The following is a 16,757-nucleotide window of genomic DNA, read 5'->3' on the forward strand; positions in this document are numbered from 1 at the left end:
CCCGGTGACTCATGAGACAACCGAGTTGTGCCCGGCCCATGTGCCGCGGCACGTGATGTGTGGGGTCCGCCCCACGTCGAAAGGACGAGCCATGGCCGTCGTCAGCATGCGTCAGCTCCTCGAGAGCGGTGTCCACTTCGGGCACCAGACCCGCCGTTGGAACCCGAAGATGAAGCGCTTCATCTTCACCGAGCGCAACGGCATCTACATCATCGACCTCCAGCAGTCGCTGCTGGACATCGACCGCGCGTACGAGTTCGTCAAGGAGACGGTCGCCCGCGGCGGCAGCATCCTCTTCGTCGGCACCAAGAAGCAGGCGCAGGAAGCGGTGGCCGAGCAGGCCACCCGCGTGGGCATGCCCTTCGTGAACCAGCGCTGGCTCGGCGGCATGCTGACCAACTTCGGCACCGTGAGCAAGCGCCTGCAGCGCCTCAAGGAGCTCGAGGAGGTCGACTTCGACGACGTCGCCTCGAGCGCCTTCACCAAGAAGGAGCTGCTCATGCAGCGCCGCGAGCGGGACAAGCTCTCCCGCACCCTGGGCGGCATCCGCGACATGGCCAAGGTGCCCTCCGCCGTCTGGGTCGTGGACACGAAGAAGGAGCACCTCGCCGTCGCCGAGGCGCGCAAGCTCAACATCCCCGTGGTGGCCATCCTGGACACCAACTGCGACCCGGACGAGGTCGACTTCCCGATCCCGGGCAACGACGACGCGATCCGCGCCGTGAGCCTGCTGACCCGGGTGGTGGCCGACGCCGTCGCCGCTGGCCTGGTTGCCCGACACGGTGGCGGCAGCGACGCGGCGGCGACCGAGGCCGAGCCGCTCGCCGAGTGGGAGCGCGAGCTGCTCGCCACCCACGAGGCGCAGCAGGGTTCCGAGGCCAGCGCCGAGGGCACGGCCGCCGAGGCGACCGCTGCCGAGGAGGCTGCGCCGGCCGCGCCGGAGGCCGTCGCCGAGGCGGCGGACGCCGCCGACGTGACCCCCGCCGTCGAGGTCCCCGCGGCCGCCGAGGAGGCCCCCGCTGCCGAGGAGGCCCCCGCCGCCGAGGCGACCGCTGCCGAGGAGGCCCCCGCGGCCGCCGAGGAGACGGACGCCGAGCAGGCCTGACGAACAGTCCCTACGAGACCAAGGATCTGGGAAGGATCACACATGGCGAACTACACCGCTGCCGACATCAGGGCCCTGCGTGAGCGCACGGGCGCCGGCATGCTCGACGTCAAGAAGGCTCTCGACGAGGCCGACGGCGACGCCGAGAAGGCGATCGAGATCATTCGGGTCAAGGGCCTCAAGGGCGTGAGCAAGCGCGAGGGTCGGTCCGCCTCGGACGGCCTCGTCGCAGCGTCGATCAACCCGACGCCCGACGGCGAGGGCCAGGTCGGCGTGCTGGTCGAGGTCAACTCCGAGACCGACTTCGTGGCGAAGAACCAGGTCTTCATCTCGCTCGCGGACCGGGTGGTCGCCGCTGCGGTGGCCTCCGGCGCCGCGGACGCGGACGCCCTGCTGGCCGCCGAGAGCGATGGCGTGTCCGTCTCGTCGGTGGTCGACGAGACCGCCGCCACCCTGGGCGAGAAGATCGTGGTTCGCCGCGTGGCCCGGGTGGCCGGCGAGCACGTCGCCTCCTACCTGCACCGCACCGCCAAGGACCTTCCGCCACAGGTGGGTGTCCTGGTGTCCTCCGACGCTGCCGGTGCCGAGGTCGCACACGACGTGGCACTGCACATCGCGGCGTACTCCCCGCAGTACCTCAGCCGCGACGAGGTGCCTGCGGACAAGGTGGCCGACGAGCGTCGGATCGCCGAGGAGACCGCTCGCAACGAGGGCAAGCCGGAGCAGGCGCTCCCGAAGATCATCGAGGGGCGTCTGAACGGCTTCTTCAAGGAGGTCGCCCTCCTGGATCAGGCCTTCGCGAAGGACCCGAAGAAGACGGTCGGCCAGGTCGTCACCGAGGCCGGTGGCACGATCACCGGTTTCGCGCGGTTCCGCGTCGGCGCCTGAGTAGCACGCACTCGGCGGTGGCCCCGGTCCTGATCCAGGGCCGGGGCCACCGCTGTCATACGCTCACCCCAGCACGTCCCCGCAGCGTTCTCACCCAGGAGGATCACGCCGATGTCTGCGCTCACCACCCCGGCCCCGACCAGGCGTCGGGTCCTGCTCAAACTCTCCGGCGAGGTGTTCGGCGGTGGCAGCGTGGGGCTCGACCCCGATGTGGTCGCCTCGATCGCACGTGAGATCGCCGAGGCCGTGCACGAGGGCGTGCAGGTCGCCATCGTGGTCGGCGGCGGCAATTTCTTCCGAGGCGCCGAACTGTCCCAGCGGGGCATCGACCGGGCCCGGGCCGACTACATGGGCATGCTCGGCACCGTGATGAACTGCCTGGCTCTGCAGGACTTCCTCGAGAAGGCCGACGTCACCACCCGCGTGCAGACCGCGATCACCATGGGACAGGTCGCCGAACCCTACATCCCGTTGCGAGCGATCCGGCACCTCGAGAAGGGCCGGGCCGTGATCTTCGGCGCCGGCGCCGGGATGCCCTATTTCTCCACGGACACGGTCGCGATCCAGCGCGCCCTCGAGACCCACTGCGAGGAGGTCCTCGTCGGCAAGAACGGCGTTGACGGCGTCTACACCGCGGACCCCCGGGTCGACTCCACGGCCACCAAGCTCGACTTCCTCACCTTCGACGACGCGATCCAGAAGGATCTGCGGGTGGTCGACTCCACCGCCCTGGCGATGTGCCGCGACAACCAGCTGGCCATGCGCATCTTCGGGATGGAAGGGCCCGGTAACGTGGCCGCAGCCCTTCGGGGTGAGAGGATCGGCACATCAATGACGTCCGGTGCAACAACCGACCAGAGCAAGGAGCAAGCGTGATCGACGAGACCCTCTTCGAGGCCGAGGAGAAGATGGACAAGGCCGTCGAGGTGGCGCGTGAGGACTTCGGCAACATCCGCACGGGTCGCGCGAACGCCGGCATGTTCAACAAGCTCGAGGTCGAGTACTACGGCGCCCCGACCCCGCTCCAGCAGCTCGCCTCGATCACGATTCCCGAGGCCCGCACGGTGCTGCTCTCGCCCTACGACAAGACCTCGATGGCCGCGATCGAGAAGGCCTTGCGCGAGTCGGACCTGGGCGTCAACCCGGGCAACGACGGGAACCAGATCCGGATCGTGCTGCCCACCCTGACCGAGGAGCGCCGACGCGACTACGTCAAGCTGGCCAAGGCGAAGGGCGAGGACGCACGCGTCGCCGTGCGGAACGTGCGCCGGCGCGCCAAGGAGGAACTCGACCGCATCGCCAAGGACGGCGAGGCGGGCGAGGACGAGGTCAACCGAGCCCAGGCCGAGCTCGACGCGCTCACCAAGAAGCACACCGAGACCGTCGACGCGCTGCTCGCGGGTAAGGAGAAGGAGCTGCTCGAGGTCTGAGCGGCTCCCGGGCCATGGTCGATCCACATCCGTCACCGACCGGGGGCGGCACGCCGTCCACCAGACGGGCCCTGCGCGCCGCGGAACGGGCGGCCCGGCTGGAGGCCGAGCTCAACGGCACGGCGGACGCCGTCGGGACCGCCGCGGCTCGAGCCGGCTCCCCGGCGGCGTCGGCACCGTCGCCGGCGCCCGCCACGGCACCGGCACCTGCCCCCGGCCCGTCACCCGGTTCGGCGGCGTCACCTGCAGCGGTGTCGGCGCCCGAGCCCTCGATGACGTCACCGAGCGCCCCGGCGGCCGGCTCCGCGACGCCGTCGGGCGGTCCGCAGGACCGAGCGATCGCCGATACCGACGCCCACGCCACGCCGGATCCGGGCGAACCCGACGGCACCGACTCCCCGCCCCCGCCCTCGCGCGCCGGCCGCAACCTGCCGGCGGCGATCGGCGTCGGTCTCGGCCTCGGCGCGATCGTGGTCGCCTCCCTGTTCGTCCGCAAGGAGGCGTTCGTCGTGCTCGCGGTGATCGCGTGTGCGGCGGGCCTGTGGGAGCTCGAGCGAGCTCTGCGCACCCGGGACATCCGGCTGCCGTACCTGCCGCTGGTCGTGGGCACCGTCGGCATGCTGGTGTCGGCGTACCAGGCCGGGATCGAGGCACTGCTGGTCGCGTTCCTGCTCACCGCCGGCGGCGTGTTCATCTGGCGGGTCCTGGATGGCGGCGGTGTCGACGCCCTGCGCGATGCCACGGCCGGGATCTTCGCGGCTGCCTACATCCCGTTCCTCGCGGGCTTCCTGATGATCATGCTGTCCGCGGACGACGGGCCGTGGCGGGTCCTGATGTTCATCGCCCTCGTGGTCGCCAACGACACCGGCGGCTACATCGCCGGAGTGCTGTTCGGCAAGCACCCGATGGCCCCCTCGGTCAGCCCGAAGAAGTCCTGGGAGGGCGCCGCCGGGTCCGTCGTGCTGGCGGCGCTGGTGGGGGTCGGCTTCACGGTCTTCGCCCTTGACGCGCCGTGGTGGGCGGGTCTCGCACTCGGTGTGGTGGCCGTGGTCGGTGCCACCATGGGCGACCTGTCAGAGTCGATGCTCAAGCGGGACCTCGGCGTCAAGGACATGGGCAACTTGCTGCCCGGGCACGGCGGCATCCTCGACCGGGTGGACTCGATCCTGATCTGCTCCCCGGTCGTGTTCGCCCTGCTCCTGGTCGTCGCACCCGCCTGACGCGCAGGCGGGTGCGACGACGGACCAGACCCTCAGTAGCGGGCGTGGTTCAGCCGGTCACGGAACTGAGTTCGTTCGGGACCACCGGCAGCACGGCACTGTCGATCACCGCGGCGCCCTGCAGGTCCACCACGAACACGGTGGACGTGGCCGGTTCGGTGACGTAGGCGAACGAGCCTTCCACCCGCAGCGTCGGGCGCGGGTCCTGCCATTGCTCGGGCTCGGTCCAGGAGCCGGTCACCGGGATCTCGCTGGTCACCGTGCCCGCCTCGGGATCGATGACCCGCAGCGTCCCGTCGGTGCCGAGCACCAGGGCCTCGCCGCCGGGCCCGCGGGCGAGCGAGCGGAAGGTGTAGCTGACGCCAAGGTCCACGAGCCGGATCTCGGCCGTCCGGGTGTCGATCAGGGAGACCCGGGTAGGGCGTTCGAGATCGGCGTCGGGGTCGGACTTGTAGTCGCCGAGCACCACGGGGGAGGCGTCCGAGCCGGCCAGGTTGCCGATCCGTCCGTATGCGTCCGGAGCCGCAGCGTGCGTGAACTCCGACCCGGTCACGACCAGGGCGCCGTTCTCGCAGCCGAACACGACGGTCTCCTCGGCGGCCACCGTCTCACCGTGCACGCCGGGGCAGGTCTCGGCGCGCGCGACCTCGTCTCCCTCGGCGTCCAGGAGCACCACGCCCGAGCGGGCCTGCGAGTCGCCGATGGTGTGCAGGAGGCTGTCGTCGGTGCGCACCACCGCGACCCCGTGATGCGCCTGCGGGGTGCTCGTGGTCGCCAGCACCGGCGCCTGCGCACCGGCCGCCAGTTCGTGCGGGTCGAGCACGGTGATCTCACCGGTGCCATCGGCGAACAGGACGGTGCGGTCGGCGTGGGTGACGACGTGTCCGGGATGGTCCGCCGCGATCGCGACGTCGGTGAGGAGCGGGTCGGTCGTGTAGGAGTGCGAGTGGTCGCCGTGCGCCTCGCTGAACGCGCCGGTGTCGAGCAGACGGAACTCCTCACCCAGGGTCAGGAACAGGTGGCGCCCGTCGCCGGCGGGGTTCACGCGGATGAATCCCTCCGCCGGGAAGTCCGCCAGCACCTCGAGCGACAGGGCGTCGACGATCAGGACGCCACCGTCGTAGGTGACCGCCAGCCGCGGTGACGGGCCCGCCGCCTCCTCGGTGGGCCGGCCGTCCGCGGGCGCGGCTTCCTCGTTGTCGTGGTCGTGCCCGTCCTGGGTCGTGGTGCCGCCGGTGACCTCGGGGGTGGCCGTCGGCGCCGCGCAGGCGCCGAGGAGGACGACGGCGGAGGTCAGGAGGGCGAGTGGGGCCAGTCTTCGTGTTCGTCTCATGGCGAGAATGATTCTCACTCTAGTTAGGCTACGTCAAGTCGGACGGCGGCGCGACGTTGCCGAGCGTCTGGGAGACTGGGGGCATCATGACCACTCCCGCACAGCCCCAGGTCCTGCCCGGGCATGCCCCGGACGCCGGTGACCGCCCGCGTCTGTCCTTCGCGGTTCCTCGCCGCGGCAAGCCGCCGAAGCACCTCGCCGACCTCACCCTCGCCGAACGCGCCGCCGTGGTCACCGAGCTCGGGCAACCCGCCTATCGGGCGAAGCAGATCTCCACCCACTACTTCGGGCATCTCACCCGTGACCCCGAGGAGATGACCGACCTGCCCGCCGGGCTGCGGCAGGACCTCGTGCCCCAGCTCCTACCCGACCTGCTCACCGAGGTCCGACGGCTCGAGGCCGACGGGGGAGACACGGTCAAGACGCTCTGGTCCCTGTTCGACGGCGTGAAGGTCGAGTCGGTCCTGATGGGCTACTCCGACCGGGCCACGCTCTGCGTCTCCAGCCAGGCCGGCTGCGGGATGGCGTGCCCGTTCTGCGCCACCGGCCAACAGGGCCTGACCCGGAACCTGTCGACCGCCGAGATCATCGAGCAGGTGCGCCGGGCCGCGGTCAGCTGCCGCGACGGGGAACTGCCCGGCGGGCCGCGCCGGCTCACGAACATCGTGTTCATGGGCATGGGTGAGCCGCTCGCGAACTACCGCACGGTGATCAACGCGGTGCGCCGGATGGTCGATCCCTCGCCGGACGGTCTGGGGATGTCGGCCCGGCACATCACGGTCTCCACGGTCGGCCTGGTGCCGGCCATGAGGAAGCTCACGGCCGAAGGGATCCCCGTCACGCTGGCGCTGTCCCTGCACGCCCCGGACGACGAGCTGCGCTCGGAGCTGATCCCGATCAACACGCGGTGGACCGTCGGCGAGGCGCTGGACGCCGCCCGCGAGTACTTCGAGGTGACCGGCCGGCGGGTCAGCATCGAGTACGCCCTGATCAAGGACATGAACGACCACGCGTGGCGTGCTGACCTGCTCGCCGCCGAACTGCTCAAGCGGGGCAAGGGCTGGGTGCACGTGAACCCGATCCCGCTGAACCCCACGCCGGGCTCGATCTGGACCGCGTCCGAGAAGGACGTCGAGGACGCGTTCGTGGCACGCCTGCGCTCGGCGGGTATCCCGACCACGGTGCGGGACACTCGCGGGAGCGACATCGACGGGGCGTGCGGGCAGCTCGCCGCCGAGGTGTGACCGAGCCGGTCCCACCACCGTCAGCCCGGCCTGCGGGAGGCACCGCGGTCGTACCTCTAGGCTGTGCACGTACGCGCCGGATCGAGGAAGGGATCGCCGATGGAGGGCCTGTTCTCCACCGTCGGGAGTTTGTCGAGCGGGTATGACCGCGAGCAGGTCGACGAGTTCTTCGAGCGGGCCAAGACGGCCTACGAGGGCAGCGGCGACGAGACCCTGACCGCGGCGGACGTGCGGCAGGTGGCTTTCGACCTGGTCCGGCACGGGTACAGCCCGGCCGCGGTGGACGCCGCCCTGGACCGGCTCGAGGGCGCGTTCATCCAGCGCGACCGCTCCGACTTCATCGCCACCCACGGCCAGGAGGCCTGGATGGAGCAGGTGGCCGAGCGGGCCACCACGCTCTACCCCCGCCTCGTGCGTCCGGAGGGCGAGCGGTTCGCCCCGCCGGTACGGGGTCGCGGCTACGACGCTGATGCCGTGGACGACATCCTGGACCGGCTCGTGGACTACTTCGACTCCGGTGAGAGGCTCAGCGCCGCCGACCTCCGGCAGGCCACCTTCCCGTCCGCTCCGCGCGGCCGGGCATACGGTGAGGGTCCGGTGGACGCGTTCCTCGACCGCGCCGTGGACGTGCTGCTCGCGGTGGAGTGACCCGCGGCTGGCTCGCTCTCAGAAACCCGACGTACCCTGAGTCGGCACTGCGCAGCCGGGACGGTCCCGGGCCCGGTGCACTGGGGTATCCATGGACTTCTGGTTGGGCGTGCTCTTCGTCGCGGTCGGGCTGATCATCTCGATCGCGCTGCACGAGATCGGCCACATGGTGCCCGCCAAGCTCTTCGGGGTGAAGGTCTCCCAGTACTTCGTCGGGTTCGGCAAGACGCTGTGGTCCACCAAGCGCGGTGAGACCGAGTACGGCGTCAAGATGCTGCCGCTCGGCGGCTACGTTCGGATGGTCGGGATGTTCCCGCCGTCCCGGGTGCAGGTCAGCGACGATGCCGCGGCCGAGGCGAGGCTGCGCCGTCGTGGTCTGCGCGGACTGATGGACTCGATGGCCGAGGACGCCCGCGCGGCCAGCGCCCAGGAGATCGGCGAGGAACTCCACGAGGGCGAGCGGCACCGGGTCTTCTACGAGCTCAGCACGCCGAAGAAGCTCGTGGTGATGTTCGGCGGGCCCGTGGTGAACCTGATCATCTCCACGGTGCTGTTCGCGATCATCCTCACCGCGTTCGGGACCGCGGTCGCCAGCAACCGGGTCAGCAGCGTCTCCGAGTGCATCGTGCCGGTCACCGAGCAGCGCGAGTGCACCGCCGCGGATCCTGAATCCCCGGCCGCCCTCGCCGGCCTCCAGACCGGTGACCGGATCGTGTCCTGGAACGGTGCGGAGGTCACGGAGTGGGCGGACATCTCCACGGCGATCGCCGACGGCGACACCGAGCCGGCGACCGTCGTCGTGGACCGTGACGGCGAGGAGGTCACCCTCACGGTGACGCCGGTCCTGGAGGACCGGCCGGTCGTGGCGGACGGGGCCGTGGTGACGGACGCCGACGGCGAACCCGTCCTCGAGCCGACGCCGTTCGTCGGGATCTCGGCTGCCTACGAACTCTCGCCGCAGCCGCTGTCCGCGGTGCCGGCGTTCGTCGGCTCGGTCTTCACCGGCACCGTCGACGTGGTGCTCTCCCTGCCGCAACGCCTGGTCGCGATCACCCAGGCCGTCTTCGGCACCGAGGAACGCGACCCCGGGGTGGTCGGCCTGATCGGCGTGGGCCGGTTCGCCGGCGAGATCGCCTCGATCGACTCCGCCGACTACGGGGCCACCGAGCGCACCGCGGACCTGCTCTCCCTGGTGGCGTCGCTGAACATGGCGCTGTTCGTGTTCAACATGATCCCGCTGCTGCCGCTGGACGGCGGGCACATCGCCGGTGCCCTGTACGAGGGGGCCCGGCGCCGCCTCGCGCAGGCGTTCGGCCGCCCGGATCCGGGACACGTGGACACCGCGAAACTGATGCCCCTGACCTACCTGGTCATCATCTTCCTCGGTGGCATGAGCCTGCTGCTGGCCTTCGCGGACATCGTCAAACCCGTCACCCTCGGCTGAGCGGCCCGAGGTGAGGCACAATCGCAGCATGCCCACGTGGCCCTGGCGCGGATCCCTGCAGACCCACCCCGATGTGGTGGTCCAGGATGCCCGCTCGGCCGACGTTGCCGAACTCATCGCGTTCGCCGAGGAGGACCCGGTCGACGCCGCACTGCTGGGTGAGCACGTGGAGGCGATGTCCTCCTACGGCTTCTACCGGGACCAGCTGCTGTGCATCCGGGAACCGGCCGGACTGACCGGCCTGTGCTGGACTGGGGGGAACCTGGTGCCGCTGCGCCTGTCCGACGCGGCGATCCCGGTCGTCGCCGACCACGTGCGCCGGCGCTCGCGGCGGTTCTCCTCGGTGGTCGGCCCGGCCCACGACGTGATGCGGCTGTGGGAGGCGATGCGGGGCTTCGCGCCCACGCCGCGGGACATCCGCCCGGACCAGCCGTCCATGATGATCGACGGCGACCCACTGGTGGCCCCCGACCCCGGGGTCTCGCTGACCTCCGCGGGTGACCTCGACCTGCTCCTGCCGGCGTGCGTGGCGATGTTCACCGAGGAGGTCGGCTACTCCCCGCTCACCGCCGGCGGCGGCTACGAGCGCCGGGTCCGCTCCTTGGTCCAGGGCGGCCGGTCGCTGTCCCGGATCGAGGACGGCCCCGAGGGCCGACGCGTGGTGTTCAAGGCCGAGCTCGGCACCGTGGCCCTCGGTGTCACCCAGGTGCAGGGCGTCTGGGTGCACCCGGACCTGCGCGGCCGGGGCCACGCCGCGGCCGGCATGGCCGCCGTGATCGCCTACGCCCGCGCCCAGGTCGCGCCGATCGTGTCGCTGTACGTGAACTCCTACAACACCGCCGCGCTCGCGGCCTACCGCAGGGTCGGCTTCCGTGAGGTCGGCACCTTCGCCACCATCCTGTTCTAGGGCAGGCAGGCCGCCGAGCCCCGTCGCCCATCCCGCCCCAACCCGGCCCCGCCGCAGCCCGGCCCGCCCCCATCCGAGCTAGCCCCAGCTGAGATAGCACCGGCGCCCCTGAGATCGGACCCGCCTGGATCCGATCTCAACCACGCGGGTGCTATCTCAGAGCTACGGGCACCCGACCGCGGGGGCGCGCCCACCCGTCACGGAGCGCGGCGAGGGTCACCGCAGCAGCTTCGACATCCGTCGGTCCGCCAGGACCTTGCCTCCGGTCTGGCAGGTCGCGCAGTACTGCAGGGCCGAGTCGGCGAAGGAGACCTCCCGGATCACGTCGCCGCACACCCCGCACTCCTGCCCGGCGCGCCCGTGCACGCGCATCCCGGACCGCTTCGCATCCTTCAGCTCCGCGGCCGGCCGGCCCGAGGACGCCTCGATCGCGGGCCGGAGCACCGCCCCGACCGCCTCGTACAGCCTGGTCACGGCCTCGTCGTCGAGCGTGGAACTGATCGCGAACGGGCTCATCCGCGCCGCGTGCAGGATGTCGTCGCTGTAGGCGTTGCCGATCCCGGCGATCGTGCCCTGCTCGCGCAGCACCCCCTTGATCTGTTGCTTGCGCCCCGCGAGGATCGCCGCGAAGGCGTCCCGGGTGAACTCCGGCGAGAGCGGCTCGATGCCGAGGCTCGCGATCGCCGGCACCTCCTCGGGCGTGCCCACCACGTACACGGCCAGCCGCTTGCGGGTGCCGGCCTCGGTGAGGCTGAAGCCCGACCCGTCGTCGAGGTCCACGCGCAACGCCACCGGCGACTTCGGCGACCTCGACACGCCTCCCGGGAGTTTCTCGTGCCAGCGCAACCAACCCGCCCGGGCGAGGTGGAAGACCAGGTGGAGTTCGCCGTCGGGCACCGTGCCGACCTGCAGGTCGAGCCACTTGCCCCGCCGGGCGACGCCGGCCACCGTGCCGCCGGCGAGTGCGTTCGGCGCGGGGGAGAACGTCTTCAGGGTCTGGATCCCGAGCACGTGCACGGCGGCAACCGTGCGCCCGACGGTGCGTTCGGTGAGGAAGTCGACGAGGCCCTGGACCTCCGGTAGTTCCGGCATCCCCCCAGTCTGGCAAGGGAATTCCGCTGGTGCCAGGGAAGATAGACTCGCCCGCGTGCTGATGCGGATGTCGAAACTGTTCCTGCGGACCCTGCGTGAGGATCCGGCCGACGCCGAGGTCGCGAGCCACCGCCTCCTGGTGCGCGCCGGCTACATCCGGCGGGCCGCTCCCGGGATCTACTCCTGGCTGCCGCTGGGCCTGAAGGTGCTCGCCAAGGTCGAGGCCGTGGTGCGCGAGGAGATGGACGCGATCGGCGCCCAGGAGGTGCACTTCCCGGCGTTGCTGCCGCGCGAGCCCTACGAGGCCACCGGCCGCTGGACCGAGTACGGCCCGAGCCTGTTCCGGCTGGCCGACCGCAAGGAGGCCGACTACCTGCTCGCGCCCACGCACGAGGAGATGTTCACGCTCCTGGTCAAGGACCTGTACTCCTCCTACAAGGACCTGCCGCTCGCGCTCTACCAGATCCAGACCAAGTACCGCGACGAGGCCCGCCCCCGCGCCGGGCTGATCCGCGGACGCGAGTTCATCATGAAGGACGCCTACTCGTTCGACATCGACGAGGCGGGGCTGGCTGCCTCCTACGACGCCCAGCGCGGCGCCTACGAGCGGATCTTCACCCGACTCGGCCTGGACTACGTGATCGTCTCGGCGATGTCCGGGGCCATGGGTGGGTCCCGCTCCGAGGAGTTCCTGTTCCCGTGTGAGATCGGAGAGGACACCTTCGTCCGCTCGCCCGGCGGGTACGCGGCGAACGTCGAGGCGGTGCACACGCCGTCGCCGGAGCCGGTCGAGGCGAGCCTGATCGCCGGCCTGCCCGCGGCCGAGGTCGCGGATACCCCGGACACCCCGACCATCGAGTCGCTCGTCGAGGTGGCGAACGCCACGCGACCGAAGCCCGACGGCGGCGCCTGGACGGGCGCGGACACGCTGAAGAACGTCGTGGTCACCCTGGTGTCGCCGACCGGCGTCCGGAGCCTGCTCGTGATCGGGCTGCCGGGGGACCGGCAGGTCGACGCCAAGCGTCTCGAGGCCGCGGTGTTCCCGGCCGAGGTCGAGCCGGCCGGCGAGGCCGACCTGGCCGCCCACCCCGAGCTGGTCGCCGGATACATCGGCCCCGGGGTGCTCGGGCCGAACGGTGCGCCCCGTGACGACACCGACGGTGCCAGAGGTGCGGTGCGGTACCTGCTCGACCCCCGGGTCGTGGACGGCACGTCCTGGATCACCGGGGCGAACGAGGCCGGCAAGCACGTGTTCGGACTCGTCGCCGGGCGCGACTTCACGGCGGACGGCGTCATCGACGTGGCCGAGGTGCGCGAGGGGGACCCGGCGCCGGACGGCTCCGGGCCGCTCGAACTCGCCCGTGGCATCGAGATCGGCCATATCTTCGCCCTCGGGCAGAAGTTCGCGAAGGCGCTCGACCTGAAGGTGCTCGACTCGGGCGGCAAGGCCGTCACGGTCACGATGGGCTCCTACGGCATCGGGGTCAGCCGGGTGCTCGCGGCGATCGCCGAGAACACCTGCGACGACAAGGGCCTCTCCTGGCCGGTCGGAGTCGCGCCCGCCCACGTGCACGTGCTCGCCACCGGCAAGGACGAGGCCGTCTTCACGACGGCGCAGGGCCTGGCCGACGAACTCGTCGCGGCAGGCATCGAGGTGCTCTACGACGACCGGGTCAAGGTGTCCGCGGGTGTGAAGTTCGCCGACTCCGAACTGCTCGGGCTGCCGTTCGCGCTCGTGGTCGGCCGGGGGCTCGCCGACGGGGTCGTGGAGGTCCGCACCCGCGCAACCGGGGAGCGGGAGGAGCTCGCTCCGGAGGTGGCCGTGGCCCGCCTGCGCGACCTGTTGGCGTCGGCGTCAGCCTAGGCCGGGGTACGTCGCCACGCGGGCATCCGGGTCCTGGCCGAGGAACGCGGCCTGCGTGGCGAGCGCGATGAGCGGGGCTCGGACCGCAGGGTCGGCGTCCGGCACAGCGGTGAGCCAGCCGGGCAGGAGTTCGGCGATCAGGCCGGTGCGGGTGGCCTGCAGGTCCTCGAGGTCGACGGCGTAGGCCGCCGCGCGCGGATCGGCATCGGTGCCGTCGACGCCGGTCGCGACCGCCACGTCCTCGGCCATCTCCCGCAGCGTGATCGCCGCCGCCGCGGCGCCGGTGCGCGCCGTCCCCTCGGCACGGGCGGCGATGATCTCCTGCGTGTAGCCGAGCGCGTCGAGGGTCCGCCCCACCGGCGCGGCGGACGCCGGGAGCGAGGCCGGAATGCCGAGGTCGGCGGCCGCCGGGTCGGCTGAGCCGTCGGCGCCGGTGGGCAGGCCGAGGTCGGTGCGAAGTTCAGCCGCCCACAGGGCCCGGTTGATCGAGATCGAGGCGAGCAGGGTCGCCAGGTCCGCGTCGGCGGCCGGGTCCGCGGCCCGGGCGTCGGCCGAGCTCGACTCGAGCGCGGCGAGCACGTCCTCGGCGGTGGCCGGGTCCGACGGCGTGGGGTCGCCACCGGTGGGCTCGTCACCGGGTTCGTCACTGGGCTCGGGCTGGTCGTCGGTGGTCGCGGTGGGGCGTGGCGGAGGCGTCCAGACGCCGCCGAGGTCATCGAGATGGGTGGCGGCGTCGGCGGCGATGTGCGCGAGATCACTCGCCAGGTCACCGGCGGCCCCGTCCGGCCCGGCATCGGCCCCGGCGGACTCGGCGAGCGCCTGGAGGTCGGCCGCCTCGAGCGCGGCCCCCTGCCGCAGGATCTCGCCGGGTCCGGGGCTCGGCACCTGCGGAGGCGGGTCGTCCAGGCGCACACCGCACCCGCTCAGGAGCACCGCAGCGGCCACCAGCACGACGCCGAGGCGGCGGCCCGCGGAACGGCGCATGCGTGGACTCACGCGTTGATCCTGCCACGGCGCACACCTACGCTGGGGTGTTCGCGCTGGGCCGCGCGCCGCCGCACCAGGGCGGGCATGATTGGTCCAGACACCCTCACTGAGACAGTGACAACTTCACAAGGAGACTCCGATGAGCCGATCGCAGGGCCCTGGCGCCGACGTGGGCGCCCTGTTGTTCGAGGCACTCGAGCCGGTCGTCGCCGGCGGCGGGCTGTTCCTCGAGGACGTGTCCGTGGTCGGCTCGTCCGCGCGCCGCGTGGTCCAGGTGACCGTCGACCTGGCCGACGGTCCGGGTGGGGTCGGCTCCGACCTCCTCGCCGACGTGTCCCGAGCCGTGTCGGCCCGCCTGGACGAGGTCGAGGACCTCATCGACGGCACCTATCTGCTCGAGGTCTCCACCCCGGGCGTGTCCCGGCCCCTCACCGAGCCCCGGCACTTCCGCCGCGCCGTGGGCCGGCTGGTGACGCTCACCACCTCCGGGGGCACCCTCGCCGGCCGGATCCGCGCGGTCGAGGCCGATGGCATCGTGCTGGAACCCGGCGAGGACCGCCCCGAGGCCGTCACCGTCCCCCTGACCGACGTGGTCCGAGGCACGGTCGAGGTCGACTTCCGCCGCGTCGACGACGCGCAGGACTGACCGGGACTGAGAGGAGCACAGACATGGACATCGACATGAACACCCTGCGTCTGATCGAACGAGAACGGGACATCCCGTTGGACGTCCTCGTCTCCGCCATCGAGCAGGCGCTGCTCTCCGCCTACCACCGGACCGACGGTGCCGCCGAGAGCGCCCGGGTGGAACTGGACCGTACCAGCGGGCACGTCACCGTCTACGCGCGCGAACGACTGGAGGACGGTGAGCCCGGCGAGCCTGGTGAGCGGGGCCCGGAGTACGACGACACCCCGGCCGATTTCGGCCGGATCGCCACCTCGACCGCCCGCCAGGTGATCCTGCAGCGGCTGCGGGACGCCGAGGACGACGCGGTGCTGGGCACGTTCCGCGGCAAGGAGGGCGACGTGGTCGCCGGGGTGATCCAGCAGGGCTCCAACCCGAAGGTGGTCCTGGTGGACATCGGCGGCATCGAGGCGGTGCTGCCGGCCCACGAGCAGGTGCCCACCGAGACCTACACGCACGGTGAGCGTCTGCGCGCCTATGTGCTCGAGGTGAGTCGCGGTCCGAAGGGCCCGTCGATCACGATCTCGCGAACCCACCCGAACCTGGTCCGGCGCCTGTTCGCACTCGAGGTGCCCGAGGTGGCCGACGGCAGCGTCGAGATCGCCGCGTTGGCCCGCGAGGCCGGTCACCGCACCAAGATGGCCGTGCACTCCACGGTCGCCGGGCTCGGCGCCAAGGGCGCCTGCATCGGGCCGATGGGGCAGCGGGTCCGGGCCGTCATGGCGGAACTGCACGGCGAGAAGATCGACATCGTGGACTACAGCGACGACCCGGCCACGTTCGTGGCCTCGGCCCTGTCGCCCGCCCGGGTCAGCAGCGTGGAGATCGTCGACGCGGCGTCCCGCTCGGCCCGCGTCGTGGTCCCCGATTACCAGCTCTCCCTGGCGATCGGCAAGGAGGGGCAGAACGCGCGCCTCGCCGCCCGGCTGACCGGGTGGCGCATCGACATCCGGCCCGACACCCCGGCGCCGGGCGACGTGGCCGCGGGGTCCGCGGGCGAGCAGGAGTAGTACACTCTTCCGTGGGCCTCCGCGCCCGATCCTCCCACCTGCTTCACGCACGCCGTTCAGGTGTGCCGGTTTCCGGCCACCCGAGAGCTGAGAGGTCATTGCGATGACTGACAGCAGCCGACAGTCTCCGACCGTCGGACCGGTACGCACCTGCGTGGGATGTCGAGAGCGGGGTCCACGGTCCGGCCTGGTACGCCTGGTGGCAGATCGGACGGTCGCGGCTCACGCCGTGGTCGTCGATGTGACCGCGAGCGCACCCGGACGGGGAGCCTGGGTGCATGCGCATCCGGACTGCCTGGACCGCGCCGTCAGCCGCCGAGCGATCGGACGCGCGCTTCGAATCGAGGCGCCCGCCGAGGTCTCGCGGGTGCAGGAGTGGTTCGCCCGGAACGTCCGCACGACACCGTCGATCATCGAACAAGAGAGCGGGTCAGAAGCCGATGGGCACCCGATGAGTACCCAGCGATGAGTCAGCAGCACTAACGACGGTCCGTCCCTGTCTTGGGCGGGCCGAGACAGGAGAGTTGTGGCAAAGGTCCGCGTCCACGAGTTAGCGAAAGAGCTCGGCGTCGACAGCAAGACAGTGATGGCGAAGCTGAACGAACTCGGCGAGTTCGTGAAGTCCGCCTCCTCCACCATCGAGCCGCCCGTCCAGCGGCGGCTCCGGGAGGCCTTCCCGGCCGCGGAGGCCGTCCAGGCCGCCCCGGCGAAGAAGGCCGCACCCAGCAAGCCTGCGCCGCGCACGCAGGCCACGACCGAGCCTGCACTCGAGCAGGCCCCGGCAGCCGCGGCAGCCCCGGCGGAGCCGGTTGCGCCCGCGCCGGCTCCGGTTGCGCCCGCTGCCGAGGCGACCCCGCAGCCTGCTCCGCAGGCCGCGGCCAAGGCCCCGGCGCCCGGCCC

General features: G+C 71.7%; 16 protein-coding genes and 1 pseudogene. 14 read left to right on the forward strand and 3 right to left on the reverse strand.

Features of this window, described 5'->3' with window-relative positions; all coding sequences use genetic code 11:
* Positions 1 to 91 precede the first annotated feature (91 nt).
* The 5 genes from rpsB (at position 92) to EXU48_RS23690 (ending at position 4,643) form a co-directional block, all read left to right on the forward strand.
* Entirely contained in the window at positions 92 to 1,105 is a 1,014-nt protein-coding gene (gene rpsB / locus EXU48_RS23670; RefSeq protein WP_133110170.1) for a 30S ribosomal protein S2, read from the forward strand.
* Between the two features lie 42 nt (positions 1,106 to 1,147).
* Complete coding sequence (tsf, locus tag EXU48_RS23675) at positions 1,148 to 1,993, forward strand: translation elongation factor Ts (RefSeq protein WP_133110171.1); 846 nt, start codon at positions 1,148 to 1,150, stop codon at positions 1,991 to 1,993.
* 111 nt (positions 1,994 to 2,104) lie between these two features.
* Positions 2,105 to 2,869 (forward strand): UMP kinase, encoded by a 765-nt coding sequence (pyrH, locus tag EXU48_RS23680; RefSeq protein WP_133110172.1) that lies wholly within the window; start codon positions 2,105 to 2,107, stop codon positions 2,867 to 2,869.
* Positions 2,866 to 3,423, forward strand: coding sequence for a ribosome recycling factor (gene frr / locus EXU48_RS23685; protein ID WP_133110173.1), 558 nt, complete (start codon positions 2,866 to 2,868; stop codon positions 3,421 to 3,423). Before pyrH ends, frr begins: the two co-directional genes overlap by 4 nt.
* A 272-nt stretch (positions 3,424 to 3,695) precedes the next feature.
* Positions 3,696 to 4,643 (forward strand): phosphatidate cytidylyltransferase, encoded by a 948-nt coding sequence (locus EXU48_RS23690; RefSeq protein ID WP_133110174.1) that lies wholly within the window; start codon positions 3,696 to 3,698, stop codon positions 4,641 to 4,643.
* A 49-nt stretch (positions 4,644 to 4,692) separates the two neighbouring features.
* Here EXU48_RS23690 and aztD read toward each other — a convergent pair whose 3' ends face one another.
* Complete coding sequence (aztD, locus tag EXU48_RS23695; RefSeq protein WP_133110175.1) at positions 4,693 to 5,976, reverse strand: zinc metallochaperone AztD; 1,284 nt, start codon at positions 5,974 to 5,976, stop codon at positions 4,693 to 4,695.
* Positions 5,977 to 6,062: 86 nt separating this feature from the next.
* Here aztD and rlmN point away from each other — a divergent pair, with 86 nt between their 5' ends.
* The 4 genes from rlmN to EXU48_RS23715 all read left to right on the forward strand — a co-directional run bounded on the left by rlmN (position 6,063) and on the right by EXU48_RS23715 (position 10,219).
* Entirely contained in the window at positions 6,063 to 7,220 is a 1,158-nt protein-coding gene (gene rlmN / locus EXU48_RS23700) for a 23S rRNA (adenine(2503)-C(2))-methyltransferase RlmN (protein ID WP_133110176.1), read from the forward strand.
* Between the two features lie 99 nt (positions 7,221 to 7,319).
* A complete protein-coding gene (locus EXU48_RS23705) occupies positions 7,320 to 7,868 on the forward strand; it encodes a DivIVA domain-containing protein (RefSeq protein ID WP_133110177.1) in 549 nt (182 codons plus the stop codon).
* Positions 7,869 to 7,959: 91 nt separating this feature from the next.
* Positions 7,960 to 9,312 (forward strand): M50 family metallopeptidase, encoded by a 1,353-nt coding sequence (locus EXU48_RS23710; protein WP_133110178.1) that lies wholly within the window; start codon positions 7,960 to 7,962, stop codon positions 9,310 to 9,312.
* A gap of 28 nt (positions 9,313 to 9,340) precedes the next feature.
* Positions 9,341 to 10,219 (forward strand): GNAT family N-acetyltransferase, encoded by an 879-nt coding sequence (locus EXU48_RS23715; RefSeq protein WP_133110179.1) that lies wholly within the window; start codon positions 9,341 to 9,343, stop codon positions 10,217 to 10,219.
* Positions 10,220 to 10,435: 216 nt separating this feature from the next.
* Here the strand turns inward: EXU48_RS23715 and EXU48_RS23720 are convergent, their stop codons facing one another.
* Positions 10,436 to 11,311: an Fpg/Nei family DNA glycosylase gene (locus EXU48_RS23720; protein WP_133110180.1), complete on the reverse strand. Its 876-nt coding sequence runs from the start codon at positions 11,309 to 11,311 to the stop codon at positions 10,436 to 10,438.
* Between the two features lie 67 nt (positions 11,312 to 11,378).
* On the opposite strand from EXU48_RS23720, the gene EXU48_RS23725 reads away from it, so the two are divergent.
* Positions 11,379 to 13,175, forward strand: a complete 1,797-nt coding sequence (locus tag EXU48_RS23725) for a proline--tRNA ligase (RefSeq protein ID WP_207947882.1) — start codon at positions 11,379 to 11,381, stop codon at positions 13,173 to 13,175.
* On the opposite strand, the gene EXU48_RS23730 is transcribed toward EXU48_RS23725, so the two are convergent.
* Positions 13,167 to 14,171, reverse strand: coding sequence for a hypothetical protein (locus EXU48_RS23730; protein ID WP_133110182.1), 1,005 nt, complete (start codon positions 14,169 to 14,171; stop codon positions 13,167 to 13,169). The two genes, EXU48_RS23725 and EXU48_RS23730, sit on opposite strands and share 9 nt — an antisense overlap.
* Before the next feature lie 130 nt (positions 14,172 to 14,301).
* Between EXU48_RS23730 and EXU48_RS23735 the strand changes: the two genes are divergently transcribed.
* The 4 genes and pseudogenes from EXU48_RS23735 to EXU48_RS23750 all read left to right on the forward strand — a co-directional run.
* Positions 14,302 to 14,808: a ribosome maturation factor RimP gene (locus tag EXU48_RS23735; protein WP_133110183.1), complete on the forward strand. Its 507-nt coding sequence runs from the start codon at positions 14,302 to 14,304 to the stop codon at positions 14,806 to 14,808.
* A gap of 23 nt (positions 14,809 to 14,831) precedes the next feature.
* Positions 14,832 to 15,857: a transcription termination factor NusA gene (gene nusA, locus EXU48_RS23740; RefSeq protein ID WP_133110184.1), complete on the forward strand. Its 1,026-nt coding sequence runs from the start codon at positions 14,832 to 14,834 to the stop codon at positions 15,855 to 15,857.
* A gap of 103 nt (positions 15,858 to 15,960) precedes the next feature.
* Positions 15,961 to 16,326, forward strand: coding sequence for a YlxR family protein (locus EXU48_RS23745; protein WP_133110185.1), 366 nt, complete (start codon positions 15,961 to 15,963; stop codon positions 16,324 to 16,326).
* 117 nt (positions 16,327 to 16,443) lie between these two features.
* A pseudogene (locus EXU48_RS23750) lies at positions 16,444 to 16,757 on the forward strand (translation initiation factor IF-2); the annotation flags it as partial.

This window comes from Occultella glacieicola, assembly GCF_004353825.1.
Classification (GTDB): Bacteria; Actinomycetota; Actinomycetes; order Actinomycetales; family Beutenbergiaceae; genus Occultella; species Occultella glacieicola.

Excerpts from the sequence above, each read along its gene's own strand:
- rpsB (WP_133110170.1), top strand. The coding sequence starts at position 92 with ATGGCCGTCGTCAGCATGCGTCAGCTCCTCGAGAGCGGTGTCCACTTC.
- tsf (WP_133110171.1), top strand. The coding sequence starts at position 1,148 with ATGGCGAACTACACCGCTGCCGACATCAGGGCCCTGCGTGAGCGCACG.
- pyrH (WP_133110172.1), top strand. The coding sequence starts at position 2,105 with ATGTCTGCGCTCACCACCCCGGCCCCGACCAGGCGTCGGGTCCTGCTC.
- EXU48_RS23690 (WP_133110174.1), top strand. The coding sequence starts at position 3,696 with ATGACGTCACCGAGCGCCCCGGCGGCCGGCTCCGCGACGCCGTCGGGC.
- aztD (WP_133110175.1), bottom strand. The coding sequence starts at position 5,976 with ATGAGACGAACACGAAGACTGGCCCCACTCGCCCTCCTGACCTCCGCC.
- rlmN (WP_133110176.1), top strand. The coding sequence starts at position 6,063 with ATGACCACTCCCGCACAGCCCCAGGTCCTGCCCGGGCATGCCCCGGAC.
- EXU48_RS23705 (WP_133110177.1), top strand. The coding sequence starts at position 7,320 with ATGGAGGGCCTGTTCTCCACCGTCGGGAGTTTGTCGAGCGGGTATGAC.
- EXU48_RS23710 (WP_133110178.1), top strand. The coding sequence starts at position 7,960 with ATGGACTTCTGGTTGGGCGTGCTCTTCGTCGCGGTCGGGCTGATCATC.
- EXU48_RS23715 (WP_133110179.1), top strand. The coding sequence starts at position 9,341 with ATGCCCACGTGGCCCTGGCGCGGATCCCTGCAGACCCACCCCGATGTG.
- EXU48_RS23720 (WP_133110180.1), bottom strand. The coding sequence starts at position 11,311 with ATGCCGGAACTACCGGAGGTCCAGGGCCTCGTCGACTTCCTCACCGAA.
- EXU48_RS23725 (WP_207947882.1), top strand. The coding sequence starts at position 11,379 with ATGTCGAAACTGTTCCTGCGGACCCTGCGTGAGGATCCGGCCGACGCC.
- EXU48_RS23735 (WP_133110183.1), top strand. The coding sequence starts at position 14,302 with ATGAGCCGATCGCAGGGCCCTGGCGCCGACGTGGGCGCCCTGTTGTTC.
- nusA (WP_133110184.1), top strand. The coding sequence starts at position 14,832 with ATGGACATCGACATGAACACCCTGCGTCTGATCGAACGAGAACGGGAC.
- EXU48_RS23745 (WP_133110185.1), top strand. The coding sequence starts at position 15,961 with ATGACTGACAGCAGCCGACAGTCTCCGACCGTCGGACCGGTACGCACC.